Source organism: Pseudomonas antarctica, from assembly GCF_001647715.1.
Lineage (GTDB): Bacteria > Pseudomonadota > Gammaproteobacteria > Pseudomonadales > Pseudomonadaceae > Aquipseudomonas > Aquipseudomonas antarctica_A.
This window is the reverse complement of record NZ_CP015600.1, coordinates 3,208,234-3,220,798: the sequence shown is the minus strand read 5'-3', so window position 1 is coordinate 3,220,798 and position 12,565 is coordinate 3,208,234. Positions and strand designations below refer to the sequence as shown.

The 12,565-nt window shown below is 58.2% G+C and carries 11 protein-coding genes and 2 pseudogenes; 5 read left to right on the top strand and 8 right to left on the bottom strand.

Annotated features, from left to right (window positions below):
* Positions 1-52 precede the first annotated feature (52 nt).
* The 4 genes and pseudogenes from A7J50_RS14560 to A7J50_RS14540 form a co-directional block, all read right to left on the bottom strand.
* Complete coding sequence (locus tag A7J50_RS14560) at positions 53-2,656, bottom strand: cation-translocating P-type ATPase (protein ID WP_082895888.1); 2,604 nt, start codon at positions 2,654-2,656, stop codon at positions 53-55.
* A 277-nt stretch (positions 2,657-2,933) separates the two neighbouring features.
* Positions 2,934-3,491: pseudogene (locus A7J50_RS14550) on the bottom strand (cytochrome b).
* 319 nt (positions 3,492-3,810) lie between these two features.
* Positions 3,811-4,230, bottom strand: coding sequence for a DUF6691 family protein (locus A7J50_RS14545; protein WP_064454938.1), 420 nt, complete (start codon positions 4,228-4,230; stop codon positions 3,811-3,813).
* Positions 4,231-4,232: 2 nt separating this feature from the next.
* Complete coding sequence (locus A7J50_RS14540; protein ID WP_064452434.1) at positions 4,233-4,667, bottom strand: YeeE/YedE family protein; 435 nt, start codon at positions 4,665-4,667, stop codon at positions 4,233-4,235.
* A gap of 64 nt (positions 4,668-4,731) precedes the next feature.
* Between A7J50_RS14540 and A7J50_RS31635 the strand changes: the two are divergent.
* A pseudogene (locus A7J50_RS31635) lies at positions 4,732-4,890 on the top strand (GNAT family N-acetyltransferase); the annotation flags it as partial.
* Here the strand turns inward: A7J50_RS31635 and A7J50_RS14535 are convergent.
* The 4 genes from A7J50_RS14535 to A7J50_RS14520 form a co-directional block, all read right to left on the bottom strand.
* Positions 4,819-5,085 (bottom strand): hypothetical protein, encoded by a 267-nt coding sequence (locus tag A7J50_RS14535; protein ID WP_064452433.1) that lies wholly within the window; start codon positions 5,083-5,085, stop codon positions 4,819-4,821. The pseudogene A7J50_RS31635 and the gene A7J50_RS14535 overlap by 72 nt on opposite strands.
* Positions 5,086-5,112: 27 nt before the next feature.
* On the bottom strand, positions 5,113-6,192 hold the full coding sequence (locus A7J50_RS14530) for an ArsO family NAD(P)H-dependent flavin-containing monooxygenase (protein WP_064452432.1): 1,080 nt from the start codon (positions 6,190-6,192) through the stop codon (positions 5,113-5,115).
* A 194-nt stretch (positions 6,193-6,386) separates the two neighbouring features.
* Positions 6,387-7,721, bottom strand: a complete 1,335-nt coding sequence (locus tag A7J50_RS14525; RefSeq protein WP_064452431.1) for an ATP-binding protein — start codon at positions 7,719-7,721, stop codon at positions 6,387-6,389.
* Positions 7,718-8,377: a response regulator transcription factor gene (locus A7J50_RS14520; protein WP_053256075.1), complete on the bottom strand. Its 660-nt coding sequence runs from the start codon at positions 8,375-8,377 to the stop codon at positions 7,718-7,720. The genes A7J50_RS14525 and A7J50_RS14520 overlap by 4 nt, the downstream gene beginning before the upstream one ends.
* 131 nt (positions 8,378-8,508) lie before the next feature.
* Here A7J50_RS14520 and A7J50_RS14515 point away from each other — a divergent pair, with 131 nt between their 5' ends.
* The 4 genes from A7J50_RS14515 to A7J50_RS14500 all read left to right on the top strand — a co-directional run bounded on the left by A7J50_RS14515 (position 8,509) and on the right by A7J50_RS14500 (position 12,540).
* Entirely contained in the window at positions 8,509-8,832 is a 324-nt protein-coding gene (locus tag A7J50_RS14515) for a PepSY domain-containing protein (RefSeq protein ID WP_053256076.1), read from the top strand.
* A gap of 85 nt (positions 8,833-8,917) precedes the next feature.
* On the top strand, positions 8,918-9,388 hold the full coding sequence (locus A7J50_RS14510; protein WP_064452430.1) for a DUF2271 domain-containing protein: 471 nt from the start codon (positions 8,918-8,920) through the stop codon (positions 9,386-9,388).
* A 25-nt stretch (positions 9,389-9,413) separates the two neighbouring features.
* Entirely contained in the window at positions 9,414-11,594 is a 2,181-nt protein-coding gene (locus A7J50_RS14505; RefSeq protein WP_064452429.1) for a PepSY domain-containing protein, read from the top strand.
* Positions 11,584-12,540 carry an FAD:protein FMN transferase gene (locus A7J50_RS14500; RefSeq protein WP_064452428.1) on the top strand — a complete coding sequence of 319 codons (957 nt, stop codon included), beginning with the start codon at positions 11,584-11,586 and terminating at the stop codon, positions 12,538-12,540. Before A7J50_RS14505 ends, A7J50_RS14500 begins: the two co-directional genes overlap by 11 nt.
* The last annotated feature ends 25 nt before the right edge of the window (positions 12,541-12,565 follow it).

The following is a 12,565-nucleotide window of genomic DNA, read 5'->3' as shown; positions in this document are numbered from 1 at the left end:
TGCACCTCGAAAAGAAACTCCCTGTTGTTGATGTCGTTCGTGTCTTGGCGTGTCAGTCATTATGCTTGTTCTTCATTCTTATCCCCCATTTCACCACCTCAAACCAAAGCAAGCTGAGAGCGACGATACCAACCGCGAAGAGTATAAGCGCCGGCGCAGGTGTCACGAATGAGAACAACCGGGTGACCGGCGGAAAAAAGAGCGCTATTGCCAACATGGAGAACGTAGCGAAAGCGATCCAGATGAGCTGGACACCAAACGCGCCATGCCCCACCCAGCGTGTGCGACCCCATGACCTGTTCGTATGGATCAGGGCGAGATTGGACAGTACAAGTACGACGAAGGTTAATGTTCTCGCAAGGTCATCTCGGCCAGACTCTACCGGTGCAAAAAACCTAATACCCGCGTAGGTCGCCAGAAGAAGTATCAGTAAGCCAATACCCTGGCAGATACCGCGCGTTATAACCGCACTGTCGAACAGCAGTTGATCCCTCCGACGTGGAGGAGACTTCATAGCATCTGGCTCTAGCGGTTCGGCTTCGAACACGACCGAGCAGGCAGGGTCGATGATCAGTTGTAGGAATAGGATGTGCACCGGCATGAGCACCATCGGCCAGCCGAAAAGCACTGGAAGCATAGATAGGCCGACTATTGGTACGTGCACGGCCACCACAAATACAATCGCTTTGCGCAAATTGGCGAAGATACGGCGGCCATAGCGCACTGCGGTGACCAGCGACGCGAAATCATCATTGAGCAAAACTAGAGCGGCTGCCTCGCGTGCTACCTCGGTACCGCGAGCGCCCATTGCAACACCAATGTCGGCTGCCTTCAGTGCGGGGGCGTCGTTGACACCATCGCCGGTCATGGCAACTACATCGCCATGTGCACGGAAAGCGCGCACTAAGCGCAGTTTTTGGTCTGGTTTAACGCGGCAAAAAATTTGCGTCCCAGCAAGCCGTACGTCTAACTCCGCATCGCTTAGGGTGGACAATTCGGTTCCAGTGATCACAGGGGCATCGGCGCCTAGACCCGCCTGTCTTGCAACCGAGATCGCTGTAGCCGGGTGGTCGCCGGTCATCATAACCACACGGATGCCTGCTGCTCGGCATTCGGCAATAGCCTGCGGCACATCTGGCCGCACTGGGTCTTCGAGGCCGACCAACCCAAGAAACCTGAAGTCAAAGTCGTGTTGTATACCCGGCAGAACCTTGGCTATGAAGGTAGCCTGTGCGACGCCAAGAACGCGAAGCCCGTCAGCAGCCATCGCCGACACCTTAGCGGCAATGAGCGCGCTGCGAGCGGGATCCAGATGGCACAAATCAACGATGGCTTCTGGGGCCCCCTTCGCGGCAATGAGTTGCTCTTGCCGATCAGGAGATTGCCAGACTCGCGACATTGCGAGCATCTCGGGTGACAGGGGATAGTCATCGATCAGAGTCCAGTCAGTATGAAGGTGCTCGGTGAGTGCCAGCAGGCTCTGCCCGGCCTCGCCAATTGCTGACTCCATCGGATCGAACGCATGACGGTGGCTAGCTAGAACAGCGTACTCAAGCACACCATGAAGTTCTTCCTGCAAAGGTGAGCCCACCTTCGCGCCGCCCTCAGCGACTTCATACACCGCTTCCTCTGACCAAAGGCGCTTAACCGTCATTCTGTTGGCCGTTAGTGTGCCAGTCTTGTCGACGCATAAGACGGTGGTAGCACCGAGTAACTCTACGGCGGGGATGCTACGCGCTAATACCTTCTCACGTGCGAGTCGCCAGGCACCAAGGCCTAAAAAGAGCGTCAGCACCACCGGCAACTCTTCCGGAAGAACAGCCATCGCGAGCGTCAGACCAGCAAGTGTCCCATGCAGCCAATCGCCGCGCAGCAGCCCGAAAGCGATGGCGAGCGCCGCCGCGAGCGCAAGGCCAATGAAAGCGATCCGCTTGACCACACGGCGCGTTTCCTGCTGTGTCGGAGTAGGTTCTACTTCTATATCTGCGAGTGACTGGCCGATCCGGCCCAACGCACTGCGCTCGCCTGTAGCTGTCACATGTCCCCGGGCAGTGCCGCTGGTGACCAATGTGCCTGAAAATGCCTGCGCAAGGGCGGTATCCGTTGGTTGAAGCGCTAGATCACCAAGCGCATGAGACTGCGGTGTGACACGCTTGCTTACCGGCATAGACTCTCCGGTCAACAAGGACTCGTCGATTGCAAGGTTAGCGCAGGTTGTTAGTAACAGGTCAGCCGGTACGCGATCACCTTCAGCCAGCATTACCACATCACCAACTACCAAATCCCGCGAAGGAACGCTGCACTCCCTCCCTTCCCTTAGCACTTGAGCCTTTGGGCTGGAAAGATCGCGCAATGCATCCAGGGAGCGTTCACTGCGCCGCTGCTGGACAAAGCTGATAGCCATCACGACGAAGACGAAGCCTAGCAACATCAGTGCTTCCTGGACATCGCCCAACACCATATACAAAGCGCCGCACGCGACCAGCAATAGGAACATCGGCTCGAAGGCAACCTCGCATATTAGACGCAGCGCGCTGCGTGGTCGGGATACGGGAAGTTCGTTTGGCCCCTCCTGCGCAAGACGCTGCTGCACCTCTTCTTCGCGCAAACCCTCGAGCGGTGTCTGTGAACCAGAATCAGGTAACTTAGTATTCACCGAATGGCCGCTATGAGTGATGTGTCATGATAAAAATCGGGAGGGCCCCATGGGGCAATGTGTGTCATCAGGTTCAGTATCCCAGGTCGCTGCAATACCCGCAGGAGGACTTCTATGGTGTCGTCTTGGAAGGTGGTGCTGATGATCGCGTGGCTTACTGGCAGCAAGAAGCCTCAGGTGAAGTCAGCCGCAGACTGAACGACCCGAGTGGCGAGTCGGACACGCGACTGGTGTTCGTGCATGCCGGCGGCATGAAGAGTTGCGGGAGTTTTGTGCTTTAGTCTGAGTCGCTACGCTTGGGTAACATGCGCAGCAGGGTGTTATCCCGCACGAAGTAATGATGGAACAGCCCGGCCAGGGCGTGCAGGCCGATCAGCCAGTATCCGGTGCTGGCAATAAGTTCATGCCACTCCTTAAGCTGGTCGGCATACTCCTTATCTTCGCCCACGAGTGGCGTTAGTTCTATGCCATAGAACATCACCGAATGTCCCTGAGCGCTCACGACCAACCAACCTAAGATCGGTGTGGCGATCATGAACATGTACAGCGCCAAGTGCATGACCCGTGAAATAAGCACCTGCTAGGCCGGCGGCGCGGGGGTGATTTTCGGTGCCACGCCGAAGGTGCGCACCAGCAAGCGCAGCCACACCAAGATGAACACGGTCAGGCCGAGCATGTAGTGCCACTCAACAATCAATGTACGGTTGCCACTGCCTTTGGGGAAAACTTCACGAAACTCGATGCAGGCATATACAGCAGCAAGCAGCGTGAGCATTAACCAGTGCAGCGCAATCGACAAGCTGCTGTAGCGGCTGTCGGTATTTTCCCAGCTCATAGCGTGCTCCTCGGATCATCAAAAACGGAAACATCCCATATTCAAACTTTAATCGGTTTTCCTGGTTTTTTTCTGCGGTAAGTCAAGATTTCCGCAGGTTGTCTGAGTACCGGACTTCCAGCTTTATAAAACGCAGGATGGATATCACCGCTCCAAGCGACGATCTCTAGAATTTAATGCGGGCAGTTAAATTTCCGATGCGAGAACGCATCAAAATCAGCACCCGGCGATGAGATTTTTCTGGCGCAATTTAGAGTAGGTAGCGTGCAAATACTAAACCGATGGATATGTCCTGACCGCTTTCATAGCTATCGCCTAATCAGATCGTTCGCCGACGTTCTAATAAAGAGAACAAGTACATACCGGCCAACATTGCCAATACGAACGTGGTGACTTTCCCGTTCCCCGTAAGCAAAATAGCGACCGCTGGCCCAGGGCAGATCCCCGCAATTCCCCAACCAATACCAAACACCAGGCTGCCGCCAATCAAGCGGGCATCCAACTCTCGTTTCATCGGTAACTGCATGGGTACACCTAGCAAGGATTGCTTATTCTTGCGCGCCCAATTCAGAGGGATAACCGCCACTGCGATGGCCCCTCCCATCACCAGTGCGAGTGACGGATCCCAGGCCCCGACCACGTCAAGAAAGGCCAATACCTTGGCGGGATTCGCCATGCCTGCCAGGAGAAGCCCTAGGCCGAAGATCAGTCCAGAAATAAATGCGCTCAGCTTGATCATCTTCATGCTCCCACCACATGACGAATGACGTACACCGTCGCAAAACCGGCGAACATAAAGCACATCGTTGCCGTGATGGATCGGGCTGACAGTCGAGAGATCCCACAAACGCCATGACCGCTTGTACAGCCGGAGCCGTAACGGGTGCCCACGCCTACTAGCAGCCCCGCAATAATCAGAGCCGGCCACTCAGCCTTGATCTCGATCTCCGGTAATAAGGTGAAGGCTCCCCACAACAAAGGAGCAATCACTAGGCCAAGAAGAAACAGCGCCTTCTCGCTCCAGCCTTCACTGCCAAATTGCATCACGCTTCCAATCAAACCACTGATGCCTGCGATGCGACCATTTGCGAGAACGAACAAGCTAGCCGCCAGACCTATCAAGGCCCCTCCGCCTGCGGAAGTCCAAGGCGTAAAGTTGATCCAATCAATGCTCATGTTGCATCTCCTGCACAGAGGTTCTGGTAAAAGGTACTGCTAAGTTTTAATAGGGACGACGTAGATGGCTTTGAAAATTCGTGCAGCGCTGGTGGCTGATGCGCAAGCCATTCAGCGCATTTATGCTCCCATTGTTTTAACGACGGCGATATCATTCGAAGAGACTCCACCAAGCGTTGAGGAAATCGCTCAGCGGATAGAGACCACGCTTCAGACATATCCGTAACACTTTGGGCGTGTCGTAGAGAAAAAATTGTAAGGCGCCTCCAAGATGACTATTACGATCAACAGGAAGCGCTGCGACCAAAGCTTCTGATACGGGAATCAGGGCTTCATACAATCCGAACCAGACAAGCGCTGCTACCGCTAAAAACATGCGGGGATTCCTCTCAGGCCAGTGCACAATCATTTTGTTCATGTCCACTACTCCTCTAGCGCAGGCGTACTAGGCCAAGGACGGATCGCCAATGAAGGTTGCAATCTGATTGACTGTGCTGCGCGCTGTGCGTGTAACACCGATCAGTGTGGCGGAAGCCGAACCTGTCCACTCGCCATAGCCGACCAGCCATAGTCTTGGTTCTTGGATAGAGTGAGTGCCTTCGACCTGAACACGGCCTTCGGTGTTGATCACTCCCAGCGTATCCAGATGCTCAAGGGCTGGTCTAAATCCGGTACACCAGATCACCACATCCACGGCAGACTCAGACCCATCGGCCCAAATAACGCCTTCGTGAGTGAAACTTTCAAATGGACGTACAGATTTTAGAGCTTCACGTTCACGGGCCTCTACAACCGGCGGCACCATGACGATGTCTCCCAACCCGCCGACGGGTTGATCAATGACACGCCCCTCCTGTTGAGCTTTCAAGCGCTGAGTAGCCCGCTCGAATAGCACCCGTCCATCCACTTCATCTGGCAAAAAAACTGGCTCGGTAGAGGTTACCCAAGTGGTCTCAGCGACCTTGGATACTTCCGCCAAAATCTGTGCTCCTGAATTACCACCACCCACCACCAAAACCTTCTTGCCAGCAAACGCTTGCGCTTCAACGTAGTGCGCGGAGTGCAACTGCCGACCGTTGAATAGCTCGGCATTAGGATAGTGAGGGATATACGGATTGCTCCAAGTGCCGGTAGCGCTGATTACAACCTTGGCATCCCAATGCTTGTCGTCAGAACGCACTCGTAAGCCAGACTCTATACGCTCTACAGAAACGGCCCGAACCGGACGCTCAACTGGAAATTGGTAGCGCTGCTCATATTGGTTGAGATAGTCGACCACATGATTTCGTGTTGGATAGCCCTCTTGCTCGGGCGGCATCATCCAGCCAGGGATCGAACTCCAGGTGGAGGGGGAGAATAAACGCAACGAGTTCCAGCCGTGCCGCCAAGCACCACCGGGTTCTTCCTCAGCATCAAGGATAACGAATGAAAGTTTGGTTCGACGTAGGAAATACGCTACCGCTAAGGCTGACTGCCCCCCGCCGATAATGACTACATCTAGTTGGTCACTGGTTGAATGAGCCATGGGGGGCGGCCTTAAGTCGATGCTGAGCGGTCGTGAGTATAGCGACCCAGATTGACCCCAATCTGATCTCGATCATATGTTGAGGATGCTAAAACTGTCATTGGTCAGCCGAAGGCGTGAATCGCCCGGACTCTCTAGACACCTTGCAAGCCCAATGCGTAACGCTTTTCAAACGCTAAGGGCTCAATCCGCATTTACCCTGGCAGGCACAAAAACTGGACGCGGACTTCAAACCCTTCCTCCCGGCCTGTTGCGGGCGAGGCCAGGGTTAACGTTGCTTTGACCCCTAGCGCAATCGTTTTGGCAATCGCCAAGCCCAACCCTGAACCACTGGCTTCGCTGTTACCCCGCACAAAGCGTTCGGTCAGGCGCTGCAACACCTCCTCCGGCACGGCCGGGCCGCCGTTGATCACCTGCAGCAGCGCCTGGTCTGTGAGGCTGACTTCGACCGGCTGGTCCACGGCACCGTACTTCAACGCATTTTCGATCAGGTTGCGCAGCAGGATGCCAAACGCATCAGGGTCTATGGCTGAGTAAACGCTGCGCTGGGTGGGTAGCCGCAATTCAATTCGCTGCCCACTGCTGCGATTCCACTCGTCCACCCCGTGGGCCAATAATGGGATCAGGTCCTGGGGCGCCTCGGATAACAGCCCACCACCCTCGGCTTTGGCCAGCTGCATGAGCTTTTCCGAGAGCCGCGCCAGGTCGCGCAATGAGTTTTCGATCTTTGCCGCGCGCACGCGTAAAGGGCCTTCTGGTGCTTCTTGCCTCAAGCGCTGAATTTGCGCCAATGTCGCGGCCAGCGGCGTGCGCAGTTCATGGGCGCTGTTTGCAGTAAAGCTGCGCTCGGCCTCCAGCGTTTTGCGCAAGCGCTCAAGCAAGTGGTTGACCGCGTCGGCCAACGGGTCGATTTCTGCCGGCAGCCCTGCCACGTTGATCGCTGACAAATCCCCTGCCCCCCGGGTTTCCAGGGGGCGGCGATAAGCCAATACGCTGCGCAAGCTGATGCGCACAAATAACCAGGTGCCCAACAGGCTGATAGGGATCAGCGCCAACAACGGCAGCAACAACGCAAACAAGGCTTCCTGCGCCGCTTCACGGCGATGCGCCAGCGGTTCGGCAATCTCAATGAACAGCGTTTTGCGTAGCGCGCTAGCCCCATACAGCCGGTACTTTTCAGTGGTGGAAAACCCTTCATCCGGATGTTTGTTGAAGATCTTCGGGTTGGCATCGTGGGATTGCATCAAAATCCGGCCCTGTGCATCACGCACCAGATAGGTCAGGTATTCCTTGCGCATTTTCAGGGTGGCCACGTGTTGTGCTTCGCGGGGCGCCTCGCGGTTGCTGATCTCCAGCACGGCCAAGGGCAGGATGCGTTGCGCGGTCTCTTCCAGGGCGCTGTCGAACGCCTCGTTCAGTTCATGTTGCACCACCAACCAGGCACCGACGGTCGCTCCCAGCCAGAGCAAGGTCATACCCATGGTCAATCCCAGGCCGAGGCGTTTTTGCAGGCTTATCGGCGACTTCATACTGGCGTCAACCGATAACCCATGCCACGAACGGTCTCAACCAGGTCGCGTCCCAGTTTTTTACGCAGGCGACTGATATAGACCTCAATGGTGTTGCTCTCGATCTCCGCGCCAAAAGCGTACAGGCGCTCTTCGAGCTGGGACTTCGACAGCAACGCATTGGGGCGCTGTACGAATGCCTCGAACAGCGCCCACTCACGTGCGGTCAAATCCACGGTGATACCGGCGCGCTGGACTGTGCGAGCGTTCATGTCGATCTGCAGTTCACCGAGTTTGATCTGCGGGTTGGGGTTACCGCTGTAACGTCGGGCCACGGCTGCCACCCGGGCCGAGAGTTCAAACAGGTCGAACGGTTTGACCAAGTAGTCGTCAGCGCCGGCATTGAGGCCGGCAATGCGATCGGATATTTGGTCCTGGGCGGTGAGGATAATCACCGGGGTCACGTTGCCTGCTGAGCGCTGCTCGCGCAAAAAGTCCAACCCGCGACCGTCCGGCAACATCAGGTCCAGCAGGATCAAGTCATAAGGCGTGGTGCGCACGCTATTGCTCGCGTGGTTCAGGCGCTGCACCCAATCAACCGCATGGCCGTCGTCGGCGATCTGCTCGCGCACTGCCTCCCCCAACCCGGGGGCATCCTCAACCAATAAAACCCGCATCTGCTACCTCTCCTGATGAGTGTCGTGCAGCACCTTAACCGCCAGACCTGAGGTGAATCTGAAGATTCAGCTGGTTGTCAGGAATGCCCCTTAGGGTAGGCCACAGAGGCCTATCCGGCAGGAGACAGATCATGAAAACCGCGTTTATTGCACGTACCGCGCTGTTGAGCCTGTTGCTCAGCGGTAGCGTGTTGGCCGATGACGACTGCAGCGAGCCCGTCAGCGATTGGCAACCGCGAGAGACCTTGCGTCAACGCGTAGAGCAGCAATACGGCTGGAGCGTGCAGCGCATCAAGGTCGACGACGGTTGCTACACGCTCAGGGGCACTGACCGCAGGGGCAACGCCATCGAGGCGCGTTATGCACCCGCCTCCCTGCGTCTGCGCACGTTGCACGTCAATTTCGGCGACGACGGCGATGCCCGGGACTACCTCGTCAGCCCGGGTGCTGAATGAGCATTTCGATTTCTCCCCGGGCTTTCAGGTTGTTGTCAGCCAGCAAGTCCAGGCTCTCGCTACAACGCTCAACCAGGACATCCTCATGAAAAAATTCATCGCTGCAACCTGCCTCGCCGGCGCCATTGCCTTGCCGGGGCTGGCCCAGGCCCGTGAAGTGACCCTGACGACCCAGCTCAAGGACTACAACGGTAACGATGCGTACCTGGCGATTTACCTCACCGATGCCAACGGCCAGTACCAGAAAACCCTGTGGGTCGCCGGCAAGAAGGCCAAGTACTACCGGCATTTGACTGACTGGGCCCGCGGCAGCGGCCAGAACCCCAGGGAGTTTGATGGGGTCAGCGGTGCGAGTGTGGGCAGCGGACGCACCCTCAAAGTCAGTGTTCAATTGGCTGACACCTTGATTGATGCCGGGTATCAGATCCGAATCGACAGCGCCGTGGAGAACCAGCGTGAAGGACGAGCCGACATCAGCGTCCCCCTGACCACCCAAGGATCAGGCAAGCCGGCAACCGGCAGCACTTACGTCAACGCGTTTACTTACGACCTGTAGCACCCACCCCTTCAGGAGGCTGAACATGCTTCGCCAGTTTCATTCGCTGCCCGGTCTGATCGCCGCCCTGTTGGTCATGATATTGGCCATCAGTGGCGCGGTATTGTCGGTTGATCCGGCGCTGGAACGCCTGCACAACACGTCCACCGCTGCCGGCCAGCTTAATGTCGGCCAGTTGGCGGAAGGCGTCGCACATCACTTTCCAGGCGTGGAGCAAATCCAGCGCACCGCCTCCGGCACGGTCATCGTCTACTACAACCGCGATGGCCAGTCCGGGGCGGAAACGGTTGACCCACTGACCGGCCAGGGCCTCGCGCCCTACGCGCCGTCCACCTTCACCCGCTGGGTGAAAGACTTGCACCGCGCGCTGTTCATGGGCACACCGGGCCATGGCGTGTCGGGCGTCGGTGCGTTGTTCATGTTGATCCTGGCAGTGTCCGGCGCGTTGCTGCTGGCCCGGCGCCTGGGTGGCTGGCGCAACCTGCTGCGGCCACTGCGCGGCACGTTCAGCCAACGCTGGCATGCGGAAGTCGGGCGCCTGGCTTTGCTCGGGCTGCTGCTGTCGGCCGTAAGCGGGCTGTACATGGCCGCCACGACCTTCGGCTTGATCGCCGATGGTAGCCAGAGTGAACCGGCCTTCCCCACCCACCTCAGCGCCGGCCCGGCGTTACCGGTGGCGAACCTGCAGGCCTTGCAGGCCATCGACCTGAATGACCTGCGCGAACTGGTCTACCCGAGCCCGGGCAACCCAAACGATGTGTTCTCGTTGCGCACGGCCCAGGGTGTTGGCTACGTAGACCCGGTCAGCGGCGCCCTGCTGTCCTATCAACCCCACGACTCCATGCACACCGTCTACCAATGGGTCTATCAGCTCCACACCGCAGAAGGCCTCTGGTGGCTGGGCTTGCCACTCGGGCTCTGTGCCCTCTGTGTGCCATTGATGAGCGTGACCGGCATCCTGCTCTGGTGGCGCCGTCGCAAAGCCGGTCCGAACATTCGCCACAACAGCCCCGCTCACTCGGCCGACAGCGTGATTCTGGTAGGCACTGAAAACAACACCACATGGGGGTTTGCCAACACGTTACATGCGGCCTTGCATCAGGCTGGGCACCACGTGCACAGCGCGCCGATGAATGAATGGAAAGGCGAGTACCGCAACGCCCAGAGACTGTTGATCCTCACCGCGACCCACGGTGATGGCGATGCACCGGCGTCGGCCGCGCAGTTTCTGGCACGGCTGAACCACAAGGGCGTCAAACCCGGCCTGCCCTTTGCAGTACTGGGGTTTGGGGACCGCCAGTTTCCACAGTTCTGTCAGTACGCCCATCGGGTGCAGGCCGCGCTGGAACTGGCCGGTGCCTCACCGTTGCTGGAGCTGGAAACCGTCAACCGCCAGTCTTCCCAGGAATTTGCGCGCTGGGGCCACGCCCTGGCCACAGCACTGGGGCATGACTTGGCCCTGGCCCATACACCGGAGCCCCCGCGCACCTATCAACTGGAGCTGGCCGAACGCATCGTTTATGGCGAAGAAGTGAATGCGCCAACCCACGTCCTGCGCTTCAAGGCGCACAGCGAGCTACCGGGCTTCCAGGCAGGAGACCTGGTAGGGATTATCCCGGCGAATAGCCCGGTACCGCGTTTTTATTCACTGGCCAGCAGTTCCACGGACGGCGTGCTCGAGATTTGCGTACGCAAACACCAAGGAGGCCTCTGCTCGCAACTCCTGCATGGCCTGGACCTCGGCGCTTCGGTCGAAGCCTTTATCCAGCCCAACCCACAGTTTCGTCCTGCGTCGGGGGCACACCCGGTGATCCTGATCGGTGCCGGTACCGGCATTGGCCCGCTGGCGGGCTTCATTCGCAACAACACTGCCCGCCACCCGATGCATTTGTATTGGGGCGGGCGCAACCCGGCCTCGGACTTTCTGTACGAGCCTGAACTTAACCGCTACCTGGCAGACCAGCGACTTACCGCATTGCGCGCGGCTTTTTCCCAGGTACAGAACGGTGGCTACGTCCAGGACCGGCTGCGCAGTGATGCACTGTCCTTGCGCCGGCTGGTGGAAAAAGGCGCCCAGGTGCTGGTCTGCGGCAGTCGTGAAATGGCCAAAGGCGTGATGCAGGCCCTGGATGAAATATTGGCTCCGCTGAACCTGAGCGTACTGACCCTCAAGGCACAAGGACGCTACCGTGAAGATGTCTACTGATGTGCAGCGCTACAACCTGAACGGCGAGACCATGGGCACCCGCTACACCGCGGTGTTCTATGCGGCGGCCGGCATCGACACCGACGAAATCGGCCAGCGCCTGGCCCACGCTGTGAGCCGGGTGGACCGGCAAATGTCTACCTGGAAAGCCGACTCTGACCTCAACCGCCTCAACGCAGCCGCCGAGCAGGAATGGCTGCCAGTGCCCAAGGAACTGAGCACGGTGCTGGCCGCTGCGTTACGGGTCAGCCAGCAATCCGGCGGAGCCTTCGACATTGCCGTCGGCGATCTGGTGCAAGCCTGGGGCTTCGGCCCCGGCGAACAGACGATCACCGCGCAAGCACTCACGATGCCACTGCCACGCGCGCGACTCTCTGCCAGCGCGGCGCTGGTGGTGGACTCGCAACGCAATCGGGTGCGCAAACGGGCGCCGCTGAACCTGGATTTGAACGGCATCGCAAAAGGCTTTGGCGTCGATGAACTGGCCCGTTGCCTGGAAGCGTCAAACATCACCCGCTACCTGGTCGGCATTGACGGCGAAATGCGCGCCCGGGGCATGAAGCCAGATGCCCAACCCTGGATCGTGGCCATTGAAAAACCCTGCCGGGGCGTGCGGCAAGTCATGGGCGTAATGGAACTCGTCGACGCCGCCATCGCCACGTCCGGGGACTACCGCCACTGGGTGGAAATGAGTGGGCAATCCTGCGCCCACACCATGAACCCCGTCACCGGCGCACCGCTGCGCAACGCGCTCGCAGCGGTTACCGTCGTGGCGGGCTCGTGCATGCTCGCCGATGCCTGGGCCACGGCACTGATGGTGCTGGGTGAAGTTGAAGGCCCACGCCTGGCACAAGAACGCGGGATGGACGCATTGTTCGTGCTGCGCGACGGTGACGAACTAACGGAAATTTCGATTGTAGGCGGCACCCTGCAAGCGCAGGCTTAAGCCGCCAATCCAAACCCGTGAATAA

Excerpts from the sequence above, each read along its gene's own strand:
- A7J50_RS14520 (WP_053256075.1), bottom strand. The coding sequence starts at position 8,377 with ATGCGGGTTTTATTGGTTGAGGATGCCCCCGGGTTGGGGGAGGCAGTG.
- A7J50_RS14505 (WP_064452429.1), top strand. The coding sequence starts at position 9,414 with ATGCTTCGCCAGTTTCATTCGCTGCCCGGTCTGATCGCCGCCCTGTTG.
- A7J50_RS14525 (WP_064452431.1), bottom strand. The coding sequence starts at position 7,721 with ATGAAGTCGCCGATAAGCCTGCAAAAACGCCTCGGCCTGGGATTGACC.
- A7J50_RS14545 (WP_064454938.1), bottom strand. The coding sequence starts at position 4,230 with ATGATCAAGCTGAGCGCATTTATTTCTGGACTGATCTTCGGCCTAGGG.
- A7J50_RS14540 (WP_064452434.1), bottom strand. The coding sequence starts at position 4,667 with ATGAGCATTGATTGGATCAACTTTACGCCTTGGACTTCCGCAGGCGGA.
- A7J50_RS14500 (WP_064452428.1), top strand. The coding sequence starts at position 11,584 with ATGTCTACTGATGTGCAGCGCTACAACCTGAACGGCGAGACCATGGGC.
- A7J50_RS14515 (WP_053256076.1), top strand. The coding sequence starts at position 8,509 with ATGAAAACCGCGTTTATTGCACGTACCGCGCTGTTGAGCCTGTTGCTC.
- A7J50_RS14510 (WP_064452430.1), top strand. The coding sequence starts at position 8,918 with ATGAAAAAATTCATCGCTGCAACCTGCCTCGCCGGCGCCATTGCCTTG.
- A7J50_RS14535 (WP_064452433.1), bottom strand. The coding sequence starts at position 5,085 with ATGAACAAAATGATTGTGCACTGGCCTGAGAGGAATCCCCGCATGTTT.
- A7J50_RS14530 (WP_064452432.1), bottom strand. The coding sequence starts at position 6,192 with ATGGCTCATTCAACCAGTGACCAACTAGATGTAGTCATTATCGGCGGG.